Source organism: Geodermatophilus sp. SYSU D00705 (assembly GCF_054050135.1).
This window is the reverse complement of record NZ_JBJGYT010000056.1, coordinates 1-16,828: the sequence shown is the minus strand read 5'-3', so window position 1 is coordinate 16,828 and position 16,828 is coordinate 1. Positions and strand designations below refer to the sequence as shown.

Genomic DNA, 16,828 nt, shown 5'->3' with positions numbered 1-16,828 from the left:
GCGCCGCCCCCCCGCCCCCCCCCCCCCCCCCCCCCCCCCCCCCCCCCCCCCCCCGCCCCCCCCCCCCCCCCCCCCCCCCCCCCCCCCCCCCCCCACTCGTCTGTACGACAGCAGCCACCTGCGCCGCTGACCGCTCTGCGGACGGCGGAGTCCGGCCGGGCGCTCTGGTGATTGGTCGCTCCGGGACCACGGGCGGCTGCCCGGTCGCCGCACAACGGCTGAACCCACCTCTCCCCTCCTCGGGGCGACCGGGGTCCACCCGACCGACCGACGGGGACCGACCGCCCCGCGCCGGAGTGGACATCGGGACAGCACGACGCCCCGGGGCGTGCAGGGCGACCTCCGCCACCACGAGCGGGCCGGCGTCGCACCGGGTCGACGGTGACCGTGGCGGTCTCGAGCGACGGCGACCGTGGCCCCCTGGTCCGCAGCGCGGCCCCACGCCCCTCCTGGCGGTCCTCAGGGCGTCGAGCCCGGACAGTCCACCGAGCGAGTGCGGTGCCGGCCGCGCAGGCGCCCCAGCCCAGTCAGCCCGACCTCCTCGGCGCGGCCCCGCGTGTGGACAGCCGACGGCAGCCGGCAGCTGTCGAGTGGACCGTGCGGCGCTGGCCGGACCGGGCCCGGCTCGCCGGCGGATCACCGCGGCTGCCTCCGCCGCACACCCGAGCGCACCGGAGCCGCGGGCCGGCCGCCGCACCGCCCGTCCCCCGCGCACGGGCACCCAGCAGGGCGACGCAGGACCGGCTCACCGACCGGAGGCGGGCAGATCTCCCGAGGGCCCGGGTCGCCCACCGCGCTCTGTCAGGCGTCGCAGCAGCCCGCACACGACGAGGGCCCCTCCCCGCCGGAGCGGAGAGGGGCCCTCGTGGACGAGCCGGGCGGCTCAGCTGTGCGCGTTCTGCCCGACGTAGTACTCGAAGAGCAGCCCACCGATGGTGATGAGCAGCGCCACCCCGGCGATGAGGATCAGCCACGAGTAGAAGAAGGCCAGGGCCACACCCATCAGGGCCGCGGAGAGCGCGATGGCGAACGGCCAGTAGCTGCCCGGGCTGAAGAAGCCGAGCTCACCGGCGCCGTCGGCGATGTCGGCGTCCTTGCGGTCCTCGGGACGGGCGTCGATGCGACGAGAGACGAACCAGAAGAACCCGCCGATGAGGAACGTGAGCCCGCCGGAGAGGACCAGAGCCGTCGTGCCGATCGGCTCGCGGGCCCACACCCCGTAGACGATCGCCATCACGATGCAGAAGACCCCGATGGCGTTGAAGATGAGCGCTTCGACCTTCACGGCCGTTCCTCCTGCTGGGTGGTGGAGACCAGGTTGGGCCGCATGTCAGCCATCGGCCCGCTGGGCGTCGTCGACGAGGTCCCAGGCCTGCGTGGTCTGCGGGTCGCCGGGCTGCCCGATGCTCTCGAGGGCGTCGAAGGTGCTCAGCCCCGACTCACGGGCGGCCAGGTAGTCGTCGTAGTCGTCCGCAGTGACCGCGCGCACCTCGAAGTTCATGTACGCGTGGTAGGTCCCGCACAGCTCGGCGCAGCGACCGACGAAGGCGCCCTCCTCGCGGACGGTCACCTCGAAGACGTTGTCGCGGTCGTTCTCGTTGCCGGGGATGACGTCCAGCTTGAAGAGGAACTCGGGCACCCAAAACGAGTGGATGACGTCGGCGGAAGCCACCTCGAACCGCACCGTCTCATCCGTCGGGACGACGAGGATCGGGATCTCCTCGCTGGTGCCCACGGTGTTCACCGGCTCCCCGTCGGCCCCGGTGGTCTCCGGGTAGACGAACTGCCAGTTCCACTTGAACGCGTTGACCGCGATGGTGGTGTCGGGGTCCTCGCTGCGGTCCATGACCTTGTTCTGCGTCACCACGGTGAAGAAGAACAGACCGGCGATGATGAGGAACGGGATGATCGTGTAGACGATCTCCAGCGGCAGGTTGTACGCAGTCTGCTTCGGCAGCTCGTCCGAGCGCTTCCGGTGACGGACCACCGACCACAGGATCAGGCCCCAGACGCCGATGCCGACGAGGAGCGCCGCGATGACCGACCAGATCCACAGGTCGCGCATCGCGTAGGCCTCGTCGGTGATCCCGTCGGGCCACCCCCAGCGCCAGAACTCGTTGTTGGGCGTGCACCCGGTGAGGGTGACGACCCCCAGGAGACCGAGCGCGGCGACCCGCGCGAGCCTGCTGCCTCGAGCCACTGCTCGCTGCCTCCTCGTCCTCCGTCCGGACCGCCCGGACGGTCTTCTCGGCACGCCGCCCACCGGTTCCGGCGGACGGCTGCTGTGCCGACCACAGTCTGCGGCGAGACTAGCCGACCCCGCATGGCGGCCCACCACCGGAGACGGAGTCGCGGCGGGTCGCGCGTCGGACCCCCGCGATCGGCCTCCCGGCGCCCGCCTCCGGAGGTGAGCCCCCTCACCGTGGACCCCGCCGCCGGTGCCGCGCCGGTTACAGTCGAGGCCGTGTTCACCCGGCTGCTGACCCCCAGGTGGGTGCTCCTGCACCTGCTGGTGGCGGCGCTGTTCGTCGCCACGTTCTTCCTGGGCTACTGGCAGCTCACCAAGGCCGAGGCCGGCGGCGGCGCGGTGAACTGGAGCTACGCCCTCCAGTGGCCGCTGTACGGACTCATGGGCCTGTGGTTCTACGTCCGCATGTGCCGCGAGGAGCTGAACCGCGACCCCGACGCCGACGAGCCGGGCGCCGACCTCGTGCTCTACCAGCGGCCGCGCATCGACACCACGGGCGACCCCGAGCTGGCTGCCTACAACGCCTACCTCGCCGAGCTGAACGAGAAGGCGCTGGGCCAGCGGAGCGACCGTGGCCGCTGAGCGGACCGGCCGTACCAGCACGCTGCCCCGCGCCCTCGCGCGCCGGGTCGGGCAGGGCATCCCCGCCGCGCTGCTGCGGTACCGGGTGATGGCCTGGATCGTGGGCGTGCTGCTGATCGCCCTGATCCTGGTCGCCGTCCCCCTGAAGTACGCCGCCGAGCTCGACCAGCCGGTGGCGGTCATCGGCACCCTGCACGGCTGGCTCTACTTCATCTTCTTCCTCGTCGCCTGCGACCTCGCGCTGCGCGCCCGGTGGACCCTCAAGGGCGCCGTCCTCGTGCTGCTCGCGGGCACCGTCCCGATCCTGTCCTTCGTCGCGGAACGGATCGCCACCCGCAAGACCCGCGCCGGCGAGCGCGTCTGACCCCCACCCCGGCTCCCCGAGCCGGGCCAACGAACCGACCCCCCGGAGACCTGCGCCTCATGTGCGGCCTGCTGGCATACCTGTCCACCGACGCCGACCGGGTCGGCGACTCCCACGTCTCGGGCGTGCAGGAGGCGCTGCACTGCCTGCACCACCGCGGACCCGACGACACCGCCGTCTGGGCGGACTCCCGGGTCGTCCTCGGCTTCAACCGGCTCTCGATCATCGACGTCGAGGGCAGCCCGCAGCCGCTCCCCTACGCCGGTGACCGGTACCGGATCCTGTTCAACGGCGAGATCTACAACTACCTGGAGCTGCGCGAGGAGCTGGCCGCCGCCGGGGCCGAGCTGACCACGCACGGCGACACCGAGACGATCGTCGCCGGCTACCACCTGTGGGGTCAGGACGTCGTCAACCGGCTGCGCGGGATGTTCGCGTTCGTCATCTGGGACACCCACACCCGGACGGCGTTCGGTGCCCGCGATCCGTTCGGCATCAAGCCGCTGTTCACCGCGCGGCTGGCCGACGGCGGCCTGGTCTTCAGCTCCGAGAAGAAGGCCGTGCTGGAGCTGCTCGGCGATACCGCGGCCGCCGGCGGGGTCGACGCGGCCTCCCTCCAGCACTACCTGACGCTGCAGTACGTGCCCGAGCCGGCGACCCTGCACCGCGGCATCCGGCGCATCGAGAGCGGCACCAGCTTCACCGTCGTCGACGGCGAGCTGCACACCCACCGGTACTTCCACCCGACCTTCCGGCCGCAGCCGGTGGCGGAGGGGCGGGAGCAGGAGCTCTACGACCGGATCGCGGCGGCACTCGACGAGTCGGTGGCCAAGCACATGCGCGCCGACGTCACCGTCGGGTCGTTCCTCTCCAGCGGCATCGACTCCACCGCCATCGCCGCCCTCGCCCACCGCTACAACCCCGACCTCATGACCTTCACGGTCGGCTTCCAGCGGGAGTCGACCTCGGAGGTGGACATCGCCGCGGAGTCGGCGCGCACCCTCGGCGTCCGGCACGTGCCGGTGGAGATCACCGCGGAGCAGTTCGCCGAGGCGATCCCCGAGGTGGTCTGGTACCTCGACGACCCGGTCGCCGACCCGGCGCTCGTGCCGCTGTACTTCGTCGCCCGCGAGGCCCGCAAGCACGTGAAGGTGGTGCTCTCCGGCGAGGGCGCCGACGAGCTGTTCGGCGGCTACACCATCTACCGGGAGCCGCTGAGCCTGGCCTGGGCCGAGCGGGTCCCGCGGTTCGGCAAGCGGGCCATGGCGGCGCTGTCCGATCGGCTGCCCGAGGGGATGCGCGGCAAGGACCTGCTGCGCCGCGCCTCGATCCCGCTCGAGGAGCGCTACTACGGCAACGCGCGGAACTTCTCCGGCGCGGAGCTCGCGCAGCTGATGCGGGGGCACGACGCCGACCTGTCCCACGTCACCGTGACCGAGAACCTCTACCGGCAGACCCGCGAGGCCGGCTACGACGACGTCACGGCCATGCAGTACGTGGACCTGTTCACCTGGCTGCGCGGCGACATCCTGGTCAAGGCCGACAAGATGACCATGGCCAACTCGCTGGAGCTGCGGGTGCCCTTCCTCGACCCCGAGGTGTTCGCGCTGGCCAGCACCATCCCGCTCGACCAGCGGGTGCCCCGCGGCAGCGACGCCACGAAGTACGCGCTGCGGCGGGCGATGGAGCAGATCGTGCCGCCGTCGATCCTGCACCGGCGCAAGCTGGGCTTCCCCGTGCCGACGGCGGACTTCCTCGCCGGGCCGCTGCACCAGTGGGCCCGCGACATCGTCACCGCGAGCGAGACCGACGAGTGGCTCGACCGCGGTCACGTGCTGACCCTGCTCGACCGGCTGCGCCAGGCCGAGGTACCGAGCAAGCGCATCGCCCGTCAGGTGTGGGAGGTGCTGGTCTTCATGGTCTGGCACGGCATCTTCGTCGAGGAGCGCATCAAGCCGGTCATCCCGGAGACGGTCTACCCCGTCAAGCTCTGAACACGACGGCGCCCCGGCCCTCCGAGGAGGACCGGGGCGCCGACGTGTGTCCGGGCTACGCGGTGCTCAGTGGAACGAGTCGCCGCAGGCGCAGGAGCCCTGCGCGTTCGGGTTGTCGATCGTGAAGCCCTGCTTCTCGATGGTGTCGACGAAGTCGATGACCGCACCGCCGAGGTAGGGGGTGCTCATCCGGTCGACGATGACCTCGACCCCGCCGAACTCGAAGGTCTGGTCGCCGTCGAGGAACCGCTCGTCGAAGAAGAGCTGGTAGCGGAGGCCGGAGCAACCGCCGGGCTGGACGGCGATGCGCAGCCGGAGGTCGTCGCGGCCTTCCTGGTCCAGCAGCGCCTTCACCTTCGCGGCAGCGGGCTCGCTGAGGACGACGCCGGTCGCTGCGGTGTCCTGCACCGTCATGTCTGTGGTCCTCCCACGTTCGAGGGTGCCTGAGGTGGCACGTCCTTCTCCAGGCCAACACCGCCGGAGCGGGTCCTCTTCCACTGTACGGCCGCCGTCCGCGCGGAGGCGGGGGAACGGGCCAGGTCACACGTAGACTCGGCGCGTGAAGTTCCGTCTGCCCGGGCGCCGCGACCGCGCCGCGGCCGCCCCCGCCAGCGACGCCGACCTGACCGCCCAGCTGGTCAAGGCCGGCGGCAAGGGCCGCCCCACGCCGAAGCGCAGCGAGGCCCAGGGCCGCCGTCCCGGCCCTCCCCCGCCGCCGCCGACCAACCGCAAGGAGGCCTACCGGCGGATGCGGGAGCAGCAGGCCAGCGCCCGCGGTGCCGCCCGCGCCGGCGCCCTGGCCGGCGACGACAGCTACCTGCCGGCCCGCGACCGCGGCCCGGTGCGCAAGCTGGTGCGCGACGTCGTCGACGCGCGGCGCAACGCCGGCAGCTTCTTCCTCGTCGTGGCCGCCCTCGTGCTGGTGGGCTACTTCATCCCGAGCCCGGCGGTGCAGAGCTACACCGTGTTCCTGTGGTTCCTGTTCTTCCTCGTGATCATCGGCGACTCGGTGTTCCTGGGCCGGCGCATCAAGCGGAAGGTGCTGGAGCGCTTCCCCGGTCAGGACCACAAGATGCGCGGCCTGATCTGGTACGGCGTCAGCCGGTCCACGATGGTCCGCCGGTGGCGGTTCCCCAAGCCCGAGGTCGCCCTGGGCGCCGACGTCTGACGGCACCGCCGAGCCCGCGGGGCATGAGCGGGAGGGGGTCCTTATAGCGTCCGGGCCGTGGAATTCCGACGACTCGGCCGCTCCGGCCTGACCATCTCCGCGATCGCCTACGGCAACTGGCTCACCCACGGCAGCCAGGTCGAGGAGGACGCCGCGCACGCCTGTGTGCGGGCCGCCCTCGACGCGGGCATCACCACCTTCGACACCGCCGACGTCTACGCCGGCACCAAGGCCGAGTCCGTGCTGGGCCGCGCCCTGGCCGGGCAGCGCCGCGAGGGCCTGGAGGTCTTCACCAAGGTCTACTGGCCCACCGGCCCGGGCCAGAACGACCGGGGGCTGTCCCGCAAGCACATCATCGAGAGCTGCCACGCCTCGCTGCGGCGGCTGCAGACCGACTACGTCGACCTGTACCAGGCGCACCGCTACGACCCGACGGTGCCGCTCGAGGAGACGATGACCGCCTTCGCCGACCTCGTGCGGGCCGGCAAGGTGCTCTACATCGGCGTCTCCGAGTGGCGGGCCGAGGAGATCGCGGCCGGTGCCGCGCTCGCCCGTGACCTCGGCGTCCAGCTCATCAGCAACCAGCCGCAGTACTCGATGCTGTGGCGGGTCATCGAGGACGAGGTCGTGCCCACCTCCGAGAAGGAGGGGCTGTCGCAGATCGTGTGGTCCCCGCTGGCGCAGGGCGTGCTCACCGGCAAGTACCTGCCGGGCCGGCAGCCGCCCGCCGACAGCCGTGGCGGGCACGCCGAGGCCGGGGGCTCGATGCAGCGGTTCCTGCGCGACGACGTCCTCACGCGGGTGCAGGAGCTCACGCCGATCGCCGCGGACCTCGGCCTGTCGATGGCGCAGCTCGCGGTCGCCTGGGTGCTGCAGAACCGCAACGTCGCCGCCGCGATCATCGGCGCCAGCCGGCCCGAGCAGGTGCGGGACAACGTGCAGGCCGCCGGCGTGGTCCTCGACGCCGACGTCCTCAAGCGGATCGACGAGGCCCTCGGCGACGTCGTGGAGCGCGACCCGGCCAAGACCTCCCGCGGCTGAGGGAGTACCTCCCTGCTCCCCACCAGTCGCAGGCTCGCGGCGGGCCCCTGCAGGGAGGCCGCCGGGGCGGACGACCCGTCGTCCGCCCCGGCTACGTCGCCGCCAGCCCCATGGGGCCGTAGACCTCGTCCTCGCCGTCGAAGAGCCGCACCGTGGCCACGCCGCGCTCGAGCAGCACCCGCCAGTGCTCGCCCAGCCACGACTCCGCGTCGCCCTGGTTGTCGGTCTCCGGGACCTCGACACCGACCGACGCCGGGTCCACCTCCGCCCCCGAGGGGTCCTCCAGCCGCCAGTACCAGCTCATGGCCCCGAGGCTAGTGGCCGGCGCGGCCGTGCCCGGAGTGTGACCCGGCCCTGGTTACCCGGGCGATCATCGGGGGCATGTGAGGTCATCGACCGTCCATCCCCGGGACCGGAGGACCGATGACCCACCCCACCGCGGGCGCGAGCCGAGCCCCCGCACCACCCCCCGCACCGGAGGACGCCTCCACCGGGCAGCTCGTCGGCCAGCTCACCGAGCAGATCTCCCGGCTGGTCCGCGACGAGGCCCGGCTGGCCCAGGCCGAGATGACGCAGAAGGCCAAGCGACTGGGCGTCGGCGCCGGCCTCTTCGGCGGCGCGGGGCTGATGGCCTTCCTGGGGCTGGCCAGCCTCGTCGCCACCGCCATCCTGCTGCTGGACCTCGCACTGCCGGCGTGGGCAGCCGCCCTCGTGGTGACCGTCGTGCTCTTCGCCGTCGCCGGCGTGCTCGCCCTGATCGGCAAGAAGGACGTGCAGGACGCCGCGCCGCCGGTGCCCACGGAGGCGATCGCCAGCACCAGGACCGACATCGCGACGGTGAAGGAGAGTGTCCGCCGGTGAGCACCCCGAGCAGCGGCGCCGACGGCGCGCCGAAGGACCCCGACGCCATCAAGGCCGAGATCGAGGCCACCCGCGCCCAGCTCAGCCGCACCGTCGACGAGCTGTCGCACCGGCTCGACGTACCGGCCCGCGCCAAGGAGAGCGCGTTCCGGGCACGCGACACCGCCGTCGAGACCTACCGAGAGAGCCCTCCGGCGGTCGTGGGCGCGGGCGCGGGCCTGGCCGCCCTCGTCGGGTTGCTGGTGTGGCGCCGCCGCACCCGGGACCGCCGCGCGGCGGCCCGGCAGACCAAGCGGGCGGCGAAGGGGCTGGCCGCCCGCCGGGCGGCCGCCGAGAAGACCGCCCGCGCATCGGCGGCCAGAGCCGCGAAGCAGGCCCGCCGGGCCGCGAAGGCGAAGCAGGCCCGCCGGGCCGCGAGGAGGACGAAGTGAGCAGCAAGGGAGCCAAGATCGCCTACCGCCCCATCGGCCTGCTCGGCGGCATCCTCGCCGGCACCGTGTCAGGCGCCATCTTCAAGCAGGTCTGGAAGCGCGTGGCCGGCCGGGACGACGCCCCCGACGCGCTGCAGAGCGAGTACCCGATGTCGCAGGTGATCATCTCCGCCGCACTGCAGGGCGCGATCTTCGCCGCGACCAAGGCCGCCATCGACCGGGCCGGCGCGCGCGGTTTCACCAAGCTGACCGGCAACTGGCCGGGCGACTGACGTGCCGGGCACGCGCCACCACGAGAGCGCCGTCGACCGGATCCGGGAACGCGTCGAGGAGAAGGCGGCCCGACGAGCGGCGGCCAAGGCAGCGGCCGAGCGGGGTCCCGACGCCCACGACGGCAGCCCGCCGTCCGGGGCGCCCACCGAGCAGCAGCTCCCGGGCATCACGGCGGACTCCCCCACGCAGATCCCGCTGCGCGGCTGGAAGCAGGTCGTCAAGCGGGCCTGGGCAGAGAACAAGGCCGACAACATGCCGATCATCGCCGGCGGCGTGGCCTTCTTCGGCTTCCTGGCCATCTTCCCGGCGCTGATCGCGACCATCTCGATCTACGGGCTGGTCGCCTCCCCGGAGCAGGTCAGCGAGCAGATCGAGTCGGTGTCCACACAGCTGCCCGACAGCGCCCAGGACATCGTCGGTGACCAGCTGACCTCGATCACCAGCAACAGCGGCGGGGCGCTGACCGTCGGGCTGATCGTCTCGATCCTCGCCGCGCTGTGGAGCGCCTCCGGCGGCGTGGGCAACCTGATCACCGCCGTGAACCTGGCCTACGACGAGGTCGAGACCCGCGGGTTCATCAAGCTGCGGGCCACCTCCCTCGCGCTGACCCTCGGTGCGATCGTGTTCGTGCTCGTCGCGTTCACCCTGCTCGCCGTCGTCCCGGCGGTGCTGGAGGACCTCCCCCTGGGCGTCGTCGGCACCGTGCTCGCCCAGGTGGTGCGCTGGGTGCTGCTGCTCGGCGTCTTCGCCGGGGGGCTCGCGGTGGTCTACCGCGTGGCGCCCGACCGCGACGCCCCGCAGCTGCGGTGGGTCAGCCTCGGCTCGATCGTCGTCACCGTCGTGTGGGCGCTGGTCAGCATCGGGTTCAGCTTCTACGTCGACAACTTCGGGTCCTACAACGAGACCTACGGGGCCATCGCCGGCGTCATCGTGCTCATGCTGTGGCTGTACCTGACCTGCTACCTGGTACTGCTCGGCGCGGAGATCAACGCCGAGGCCGAGCACCAGACGGCGCGGGACACCACCGCCGGGGAGCCGCGGCCGATGGGTGAGCGCGACGCCGTCGTGGCCGACACGCTGCCCGACAAGCCGGAGCCGACCAAGGAGGACAAGGACCCCACCCGCAAGAACCGCTAGGCGCTCAGCGCACGTGCGAGGGCACGAAGGGCGGCCGCACGACCTCCACGGCCTGCGGCCGCCCGCGCACGTCGACGGCGAGGTCGGCGCCCTCGGCCGGTGCGGCGGCGGTGTCGAGCATCGCGAGGGCGATCCCGGTCCGCAGGGACGGCGAGAAGGTGCCGCTGGTGACCTCACCGACGCGGGCGCCCTCGCCGTCGAGGACCGCCATGCCCGGCCGCGGGATGCCCCGCCCGGTCGCGCGCAGCCCCCACAGCAGGCGGGCCGCGCCCTGCTCCTTCTCCGCCAGCAGCGCCCCGCGGCCCCAGAACTCCGGCTTGCGCCAGCCCACCGCCCAGCCCGCGCGGGCCTGGTTGGGCGTGATGTCGGGGGAGAGCTCGTGCCCGTGCAGCGGATACCCCATCTCGGTGCGCAGGGTGTCGCGCGCACCGAGACCGCACAGCCGCAGCCCCTCGTCCTGCCCGACGTCCACCAGCACGTCCCACAGCTCGCCGGCCTCCTCGGCCGGCACGAGCAGCTCGTAGCCGTGCTCGCCGGTGTAACCGGTGCGGCACACGGTCACCTCGGTGTGCCCGCCGCCGGTGCCGGTCACGAACGACATGTAGGGCAGCTCGCCGGGCAGGCCGAGGAAGGACAGCACCTGCGCCGACTTCGGCCCCTGCACGGCCAGGACGGCGACCTCGGCGTGCCGGTCGGTGACGGTGACCCCGGCCGGTGCCGCGTCGGTCAGCCGCGCGACGACCTCGGCGGCGTTGGCGGCGTTGGGCACCAGCAGGACGTCGTCGGGGCCGTGCAGGTACACGATGAGGTCGTCGACCACCCCGCCCGCTCGCGGGTCGCCGTCGGGCAGGCAGCACATCGTGTACTGCGCCTGCCCCGGCCCGATGCGGGACAGGTCGTTGGTGAGGCACGAGTCGACGAAGGCCGCGGCACCGGGCCCGCGGACGGTCACCGTGCCCAGGTGCGAGACGTCGAACAGGCCCACCCCGCTGCGGACGGCGGCGTGCTCGGCCAGCACCCCCCCGCCGGCGTACTCGATCGGCATGGTCCAGCCGCCGAAGTCGGCCAGTTTCGCGCCGGCCGCGAGGTGCCGCTCGTGCAGGGGCGAGGTCCGCGGGGTCACGGACGGCACGCTATCGGCGGCGGCCCGCCCCGTCTCCTTCGCCGTCCTCAGGACCGCCTCCGGCCGGGCACCTAGGATCGAGCGGTGCCGCCGACGATCACCGCCACCGACCGCCCGCTCGAGAAGCTCTCCGCCGACGCCGTCGTCGTCGGCATCGGCAAGGGGCCCGACGGCCTCCTGCCCACGCCCGGCGCGGAGGCCGTGGACCGCCTCCTCGGCGGCCGGCTGCTGCCCGCGCTGGCCGACCTCGGCGCACGGGGCGGCGAGGAGGAGGTCACGCGGGTCGCCAGCCTCGGGCAGGGCCCGTTCCCGGTGGTCGCGGCCGTCGGCCTGGGCGCCCCCGAGGCGGCCGGCGGGTACGGCGCCGAGGCGGTGCGCCGGGCCGCCGGTGCCGCCAGCCGCGCGCTGAGCGGCCGCGGTTCCGTGGTCACGCTGCTGGCCGCTGTGGGTGGGACGCCCGACGCGGCGCGCCTGCACGGTGTCGGCGAGGGCAGCCTGCTCGGCGCCTACGAGTTCACCGCCTACAAGTCCGCGCAGAACGGCCGGCCCACACCACCGCGGGAGTTCACCGTCGTCGTGCCGGACGCCGGGGGCGCCCGCGCACCGCTGGCCCGTGCCCGCGCCGTGGCCGACGCCGTCACGCTGGTGCGCGACCTGGTCAACACCCCGCCCAACGACCTCTACCCCGCCGAGCTCGCCGACCGCGGGGCCGCCGCCGGGAAGGCCGCCGGGCTCTCCGTCGAGGTGCTCGACGAGGACGAGCTCGCGGCGGGCGGCTACGGCGGCATCCTGGCCGTCGGCGGCGGCTCGGTGCGCAAGCCGCGCCTCCTGCGCCTGACCTACAAGGGCAAGAAGGCGCGCAAGAAGGTCGCGCTGGTCGGCAAGGGCATCACCTTCGACAGCGGCGGGCTGTCCATCAAGCCCGCGCTGAAGATGGAGGACATGAAGAGCGACATGGCCGGCGCGGCCGCCGTGATCGCCACCGTGTGCCTGGTCGCGGAGCTGGAGCTGCCGGTCGAGGTGACCGCGACCGTACCGATCGCCGAGAACCTGCCCAGCGGCACCGCCTACCGGCCCGCCGACGTGGTCACCTTCCGCAACGGCAAGAAGGCCGAGATCACCAACACCGACGCCGAGGGCCGCGTCGTCCTGGCCGACGCGATCGCCCGGGCCGCCGAGGACTCCCCCGACTACCTGCTGGAGACCGCGACCCTCACCGGCGCGCAGCTGGTCGCGCTGGGCTCGCGCACCTCCGGTGTCATGGGCAGCGACGACCTGCGCGACGCCGTCGTGGCCGCCAGCCGGCGCAGCGGTGAGTCGATGTGGCCGATGCCGCTGCCCGCGGAGCTGCGCAAGGGCCTGGACTCGCCGGTCGCCGACTTCGTCAACGCCAACGCCGACCGGATGGGGGGCATGCTCGTCGGCGCCCACTTCCTGGCCGAGTTCGTGCCGGCCGCCCTCCCGTGGGCGCACATCGACATCGCGGGGCCGAGCTACAACACCGGCGCCCCGTGGGGCTACACGCCCAAGGGCGGCACCGGCGTGCCCGTGCGGACGCTGCTGGCCACGATCGAGGACCTGATCGCGGAGTGAGGTCGTGGTCGCGTCCGGCCCGCGGCCGGACGCGACCGCCTCAGCTCGCTCCGTCGGCGCGCCGGCGGGCCGTCCAGTCGCGCATCCGCTGCGGGTACCCGGTGACCTGGGCGTCGTAGACGGGCACACGCAGCTCCCGGGACAGCCGCCGCGCGGTGTCGGGCCCGTCGATGCGGCGCCGGGTCCACTCTCCGTCGGCGGCGACGAGCACGATCGTGGACTCGGTGACCGCCGTGCGCGGCTCGACGAAGCCCTCGACCCCGCGGCGGGTCGCGACGAACTGCTCGAGGTGGGCGAGATCGGCCCGGCCGGCGCCGCGGTCGAGGGTGCCACGCCGGTCGCCCGGGGGCGTCCTCCGCCGGAAACGCGTCCAGAACCCCATGTCCGCTCCCGTCCGAACCGGCCACGGCCGCACCGCGGCGTCCGCGCTGCTGAACGGCACTGTCGGCCGTCACGTTCCCGGAGTGGCAGGATGGGCGCGGACGTTCCCCCGCCCGCGTGAACGGGACGGGCCACTGCATTCGAGGAGAACTCGTGAGCGCACCCACCTCCCCCGCCGACCTGGTCATCCTCGGTGGTGGCTCGGGTGGCTACGCCGCCGCGCTGCGCGCCGCCGAGCTGGGCATGTCCGTCGTCCTCATCGAGCGCGACAAGGTCGGCGGCACCTGCCTGCACCGCGGTTGCATCCCCACCAAGGCCCTGCTGCACGCCGGTGAGATCGCCGACGCCGCCCGCGAGGGCGAGCAGTTCGGCGTCAAGACCTCCCTGGCCGGCATCGACATGGACGGCGTCAACGGCTACAAGGACGGCGTGATCTCCCGGCTCCACAAGGGCCTGCAGGGCCTCATCAAGAGCCGCAAGATCAACTACGTCGAGGGCGAGGGTCGGCTGGTCTCCCCCACCGCCGTGGAGGTCAACGGACAGCGCTTCGAGGGCAAGCACGTCCTGCTCGCCACCGGCTCCTACGCCCGCAGCCTGCCGGGCATCGAGATCGACGGCGCCCGGGTCATCACCAGCGACCACGCGCTGAACCTCGACCGGGTCCCCGCCTCGGCGATCATCCTCGGCGGCGGCGTCATCGGCTGCGAGTTCGCCAGCGCCTGGAAGTCCTTCGGCGTCGACGTCACCATCGTCGAGGGCCTGCCGCACCTGGTCCCGCTGGAGGACGAGGCCTCCTCCAAGCTGCTGGAGCGCGCCTTCCGCCGCCGCAAGATCGAGTTCTCCCTCGGCAGCCTGGTCTCCGGCGTGCAGACCACCGAGAACGGCGTCAAGGTTTCGCTGCAGAACGGCAAGGAGTTCGAGGCCGAGCTGGTGCTCGTCGCCGTCGGCCGCGGCCCGGTCAGCCAGGGCCTGGGCTACGAGGAGGCCGGGGTGGCGATGGACCGCGGTTACGTCCTGGTCGACGAGTACTGCCGGACCAACGTCCCGACGATCTCCGCGGTCGGCGACCTCATCCCCACCCTGCAGCTGGCCCACGTCGGCTTCGCCGAGGGCATCCTCGTCGCCGAGCGACTGGCCGGGCTCAACCCGGCCCCGATCGACTACGCCGGCGTCCCGCGCATCACCTACTCCGACCCCGAGGTCGCCTCCGTGGGCCTCACCGAGGCCCAGGCCAAGGAGCGGTACGGCGAGGTCAAGACCCTCACCTACGACCTCGGTGGCAACGGCCGCAGCCAGATCCTCAAGACGGCGGGTGCGGTGAAGCTCGTCCAGGCCGTCGACGGCCCCGTCGTCGGCGTGCACATGGTGGGCAGCCGCGTCGGCGAGCTCATCGCCGAGGCGCAGCTGATCTACAACTGGGAGGCCGAGGCCGACGACGTCGCGAGCCTCATCCACCCGCACCCGACCCAGAGCGAGGCTCTCGGCGAGGCGCACCTGGCGCTGGCCGGCAAGCCCCTGCACGTGCACGGCTGATCCACGTACCACCCCTCCCCATCCACAGCGCCGAGAAGGAGCCCCGCCCCGATGCCGACCTCCGTCACCATGCCCGCCCTGGGCGAGAGCGTCACCGAGGGCACGGTCACCCGCTGGCTCAAGCAGGAGGGTGAACAGGTCGAGGTCGACGAGCCTCTCCTCGAGGTGTCGACCGACAAGGTCGACACCGAGATCCCCTCGCCTGCCGCCGGTGTGCTGACCAAGATCCTCGTCGCCGAGGACGAGACCGTCGAGGTCGGCGCCGAGCTCGCCGTCATCGGTGGGGACGGCGACGGTGGGGGCGCCGCCCCGGCCTCCGCCGAGACCGTGGCGCCGGAGCAGCCGCCCGCGGAGCAGGCCCAGGAGGAGCCGGCGGCCCCGGCGCAGCAGCAGCCGGAGCCGGCCCAGGCCTCCGCGCAGGGCGACGGCGGCGGCCAGGGGACCCCGGTGACCATGCCGGCCCTGGGCGAGAGCGTCACCGAGGGCACCGTCACCCGCTGGCTGAAGTCGGTCGGCGACGAGGTGACCGCCGACGAGCCGCTGCTCGAGGTCTCCACCGACAAGGTCGACACCGAGATCCCGGCGCCGGTCTCCGGCACCCTGCTCTCGATCTCGGTCAACGAGGACGAGACCGTCGACGTGGGCGCGGAGCTGGCGATCATCGGCACCGGCGCGGCCGGTGGCGGCGCTCCCGCCCCCCAGCAGCAGGCGCCGGCCCAGCAGGCCGCACCGGCCCCGCAGGAGGCACCCGCACCGCAGCAGGCTCCGGCACCGCAGCAGGCCCCGCAGCCGACGCCGGAGCCGGCGCAGGCCGCGACGGCGACCGAGCAGCCCGGTGGGGACTACGGCTCCAGCGGCGCCCAGCCCACCCAGTCGCCCACCTCGGCACCGTCGCCCGCCGCGGCGGTGGCCCCCTCCGCACCCGCGCAGCCGGCCGGCGGCGGGGACGGGGGCGGCACCTACGTCACCCCGCTGGTGCGCCGCCTGGCCAACGAGCACGGCGTCGACCTGTCCACGGTCACGGGGACCGGCGTCGGTGGGCGGATCCGCAAGCAGGACGTGCTGGCGGCGGCCGAGGCCGCCTCCGCCCCGGCCGCGGCGCCGGCTGCAGCCTCGGCGGGCGCGGGCCGCACCGCGCCGAAGCCCTCGCCGGCGGCCATGCCCGACACCACGCTGCGCGGCCGGACCGAGAAGCTCTCCCGGCTGCGCACCGTCATCGCCCGCCGGATGGTGGAGTCGCTGGCGGTCAGCGCGCAGCTGACGACCGTGGTCGAGGCCGACGTCACCGCGATCGCCCGGCTCCGCGCCCAGGCGAAGAAGGACTTCGAGGCCCGCGAGGGCGTCAAGCTCTCCTTCCTGCCGTTCTTCGCGAAGGCAGCGGTCGAGGCGCTCAAGGCCCACCCGGCGGTGAACTCCTCGATCGACCTCGAGGCCGGCACGGTCACCTACCACGACTCCGAGAACCTCGGCGTCGCGGTGGACACCGAGCGCGGTCTGCTGGTGCCGGTCATCAAGGACGCCGGTGACCTCAGCCTCGGCGGGCTGGCCCGCAAGATCGCCGACCTGGCGGAGCGCACCCGTACCAACAAGGTCACTCCCGACGAGCTCGGTGGCGGCACGTTCACGCTGACCAACACCGGCAGCCGCGGCGCGCTGTTCGACACGCCGATCATCAACCAGCCGCAGGTGGCGATCCTCGGCACCGGGTCGGTCGTCAAGCGTCCGGTCGTCGTCCAGGACGAGAACCTCGGCGAGGTGATCGCGGTCCGGTCGATGGTCTACCTGGCCCTGACCTACGACCACCGCATCGTCGACGGCGCCGACGCCGCCCGCTTCCTCACCACGGTCCGGGAGCGGCTGGAGGCCGGTCAGTTCCACGGCGAGCTCGGTCTCGCCTGATCCGCACCCGATCGGGGGGGGGGGGGGGGGGGGGGGGGGGCGCTCGGTCGCCTCCTCGTCGCCGTCGGCGTCCGCGACCGACTGCAGCTGCGCGTCGTCCCAGGGCCGTTCGCCGTCGTCCGGCTCGGGCCCGGTGCCGGCGTCCCCCTCCACCGCGTCGCCCTCCACCACGACGACGATGCGGTCGCCAGGGAGCACGT

The 16,828-nt window shown here is 73.4% G+C and carries 18 protein-coding genes; 12 read left to right on the top strand and 6 right to left on the bottom strand.

Annotated features, from left to right (window positions below; translation table 11 throughout):
• Positions 1 to 883: 883 nt before the first annotated feature.
• The gene (locus tag ACI78Q_RS22895) at positions 884 to 1,285 is read right to left on the bottom strand and encodes a cytochrome c oxidase subunit 4 (RefSeq protein ID WP_456925773.1); all 402 of its coding nucleotides are present in this window, start codon (positions 1,283 to 1,285) and stop codon (positions 884 to 886) included.
• Between the two features lie 45 nt (positions 1,286 to 1,330).
• Positions 1,331 to 2,200: an aa3-type cytochrome oxidase subunit II gene (gene ctaC / locus ACI78Q_RS22890; protein ID WP_456925772.1), complete on the bottom strand. Its 870-nt coding sequence runs from the start codon at positions 2,198 to 2,200 to the stop codon at positions 1,331 to 1,333.
• Positions 2,201 to 2,464: 264 nt separating this feature from the next.
• Here ctaC and ACI78Q_RS22885 point away from each other — a divergent pair, with 264 nt between their 5' ends.
• Genes ACI78Q_RS22885 through asnB form a run of 3 tightly spaced genes read left to right on the top strand, consistent with a single transcriptional unit; the run spans position 2,465 to position 5,188 of the window.
• A complete protein-coding gene (locus ACI78Q_RS22885; RefSeq protein ID WP_456925771.1) occupies positions 2,465 to 2,830 on the top strand; it encodes a metalloprotease in 366 nt (121 codons plus the stop codon).
• Positions 2,820 to 3,194: a DUF3817 domain-containing protein gene (locus tag ACI78Q_RS22880; protein WP_456925770.1), complete on the top strand. Its 375-nt coding sequence runs from the start codon at positions 2,820 to 2,822 to the stop codon at positions 3,192 to 3,194. The genes ACI78Q_RS22885 and ACI78Q_RS22880 overlap by 11 nt, the downstream gene beginning before the upstream one ends.
• 59 nt (positions 3,195 to 3,253) lie before the next feature.
• Positions 3,254 to 5,188, top strand: coding sequence for an asparagine synthase (glutamine-hydrolyzing) (gene asnB, locus ACI78Q_RS22875; protein WP_456925769.1), 1,935 nt, complete (start codon positions 3,254 to 3,256; stop codon positions 5,186 to 5,188).
• A gap of 66 nt (positions 5,189 to 5,254) precedes the next feature.
• Here the strand turns inward: asnB and ACI78Q_RS22870 are convergent, their stop codons facing one another.
• Positions 5,255 to 5,602 carry a HesB/IscA family protein gene (locus ACI78Q_RS22870; protein ID WP_456852290.1) on the bottom strand — a complete coding sequence of 116 codons (348 nt, stop codon included), beginning with the start codon at positions 5,600 to 5,602 and terminating at the stop codon, positions 5,255 to 5,257.
• 145 nt (positions 5,603 to 5,747) lie between these two features.
• Between ACI78Q_RS22870 and ACI78Q_RS22865 the strand changes: the two genes are divergently transcribed.
• A complete protein-coding gene (locus ACI78Q_RS22865) occupies positions 5,748 to 6,356 on the top strand; it encodes a DUF3043 domain-containing protein (protein WP_456925768.1) in 609 nt (202 codons plus the stop codon).
• A 57-nt stretch (positions 6,357 to 6,413) separates the two neighbouring features.
• On the top strand, positions 6,414 to 7,397 hold the full coding sequence (locus ACI78Q_RS22860) for an aldo/keto reductase family protein (protein ID WP_456925767.1): 984 nt from the start codon (positions 6,414 to 6,416) through the stop codon (positions 7,395 to 7,397).
• Positions 7,398 to 7,488: 91 nt separating this feature from the next.
• Here the strand turns inward: ACI78Q_RS22860 and ACI78Q_RS22855 are convergent, their stop codons facing one another.
• Complete coding sequence (locus tag ACI78Q_RS22855; protein WP_456925766.1) at positions 7,489 to 7,701, bottom strand: hypothetical protein; 213 nt, start codon at positions 7,699 to 7,701, stop codon at positions 7,489 to 7,491.
• Positions 7,702 to 7,820: 119 nt separating this feature from the next.
• On the opposite strand from ACI78Q_RS22855, the gene ACI78Q_RS22850 reads away from it, so the two are divergent.
• The 4 genes from ACI78Q_RS22850 to ACI78Q_RS22835 are packed head-to-tail and all read left to right on the top strand — an operon-like array spanning position 7,821 to position 10,099.
• On the top strand, positions 7,821 to 8,258 hold the full coding sequence (locus ACI78Q_RS22850; protein WP_456925765.1) for a phage holin family protein: 438 nt from the start codon (positions 7,821 to 7,823) through the stop codon (positions 8,256 to 8,258).
• Positions 8,255 to 8,689 (top strand): DUF3618 domain-containing protein, encoded by a 435-nt coding sequence (locus tag ACI78Q_RS22845; RefSeq protein WP_456925763.1) that lies wholly within the window; start codon positions 8,255 to 8,257, stop codon positions 8,687 to 8,689. The genes ACI78Q_RS22850 and ACI78Q_RS22845 overlap by 4 nt, the downstream gene beginning before the upstream one ends.
• Positions 8,686 to 8,961: a DUF4235 domain-containing protein gene (locus tag ACI78Q_RS22840; RefSeq protein WP_456925762.1), complete on the top strand. Its 276-nt coding sequence runs from the start codon at positions 8,686 to 8,688 to the stop codon at positions 8,959 to 8,961. The genes ACI78Q_RS22845 and ACI78Q_RS22840 overlap by 4 nt, the downstream gene beginning before the upstream one ends.
• A gap of 1 nt (position 8,962) precedes the next feature.
• Positions 8,963 to 10,099, top strand: a complete 1,137-nt coding sequence (locus tag ACI78Q_RS22835; RefSeq protein ID WP_456925761.1) for a YihY/virulence factor BrkB family protein — start codon at positions 8,963 to 8,965, stop codon at positions 10,097 to 10,099.
• Between the two features lie 4 nt (positions 10,100 to 10,103).
• Here the strand turns inward: ACI78Q_RS22835 and gcvT are convergent, their stop codons facing one another.
• Entirely contained in the window at positions 10,104 to 11,222 is a 1,119-nt protein-coding gene (gene gcvT, locus ACI78Q_RS22830; protein WP_456925760.1) for a glycine cleavage system aminomethyltransferase GcvT, read from the bottom strand.
• 84 nt (positions 11,223 to 11,306) lie between these two features.
• Between gcvT and ACI78Q_RS22825 the strand changes: the two genes are divergently transcribed.
• Positions 11,307 to 12,815, top strand: coding sequence for a leucyl aminopeptidase (locus ACI78Q_RS22825; RefSeq protein WP_456925759.1), 1,509 nt, complete (start codon positions 11,307 to 11,309; stop codon positions 12,813 to 12,815).
• Between the two features lie 40 nt (positions 12,816 to 12,855).
• On the opposite strand, the gene ACI78Q_RS22820 is transcribed toward ACI78Q_RS22825, so the two are convergent.
• The gene (locus ACI78Q_RS22820) at positions 12,856 to 13,197 is read right to left on the bottom strand and encodes an oxidoreductase (protein WP_456925758.1); all 342 of its coding nucleotides are present in this window, start codon (positions 13,195 to 13,197) and stop codon (positions 12,856 to 12,858) included.
• Positions 13,198 to 13,349: 152 nt separating this feature from the next.
• On the opposite strand from ACI78Q_RS22820, the gene lpdA reads away from it, so the two are divergent.
• Positions 13,350 to 14,729, top strand: a complete 1,380-nt coding sequence (gene lpdA / locus ACI78Q_RS22815; protein ID WP_456925757.1) for a dihydrolipoyl dehydrogenase — start codon at positions 13,350 to 13,352, stop codon at positions 14,727 to 14,729.
• Between the two features lie 51 nt (positions 14,730 to 14,780).
• Positions 14,781 to 16,628, top strand: a complete 1,848-nt coding sequence (sucB, locus tag ACI78Q_RS22810; RefSeq protein ID WP_456925756.1) for a 2-oxoglutarate dehydrogenase, E2 component, dihydrolipoamide succinyltransferase — start codon at positions 14,781 to 14,783, stop codon at positions 16,626 to 16,628.
• Positions 16,629 to 16,828 lie beyond the last annotated feature (200 nt).

Coding starts and splice junctions, on each gene's coding strand:
- ACI78Q_RS22850 (WP_456925765.1), top strand. CDS start 7,821: ATGACCCACCCCACCGCGGGCGCGAGCCGAGCCCCCGCACCACCCCCC.
- sucB (WP_456925756.1), top strand. CDS start 14,781: ATGCCGACCTCCGTCACCATGCCCGCCCTGGGCGAGAGCGTCACCGAG.
- ACI78Q_RS22820 (WP_456925758.1), bottom strand. CDS start 13,197: ATGGGGTTCTGGACGCGTTTCCGGCGGAGGACGCCCCCGGGCGACCGG.
- asnB (WP_456925769.1), top strand. CDS start 3,254: ATGTGCGGCCTGCTGGCATACCTGTCCACCGACGCCGACCGGGTCGGC.
- ACI78Q_RS22855 (WP_456925766.1), bottom strand. CDS start 7,701: ATGAGCTGGTACTGGCGGCTGGAGGACCCCTCGGGGGCGGAGGTGGAC.
- ACI78Q_RS22870 (WP_456852290.1), bottom strand. CDS start 5,602: ATGACGGTGCAGGACACCGCAGCGACCGGCGTCGTCCTCAGCGAGCCC.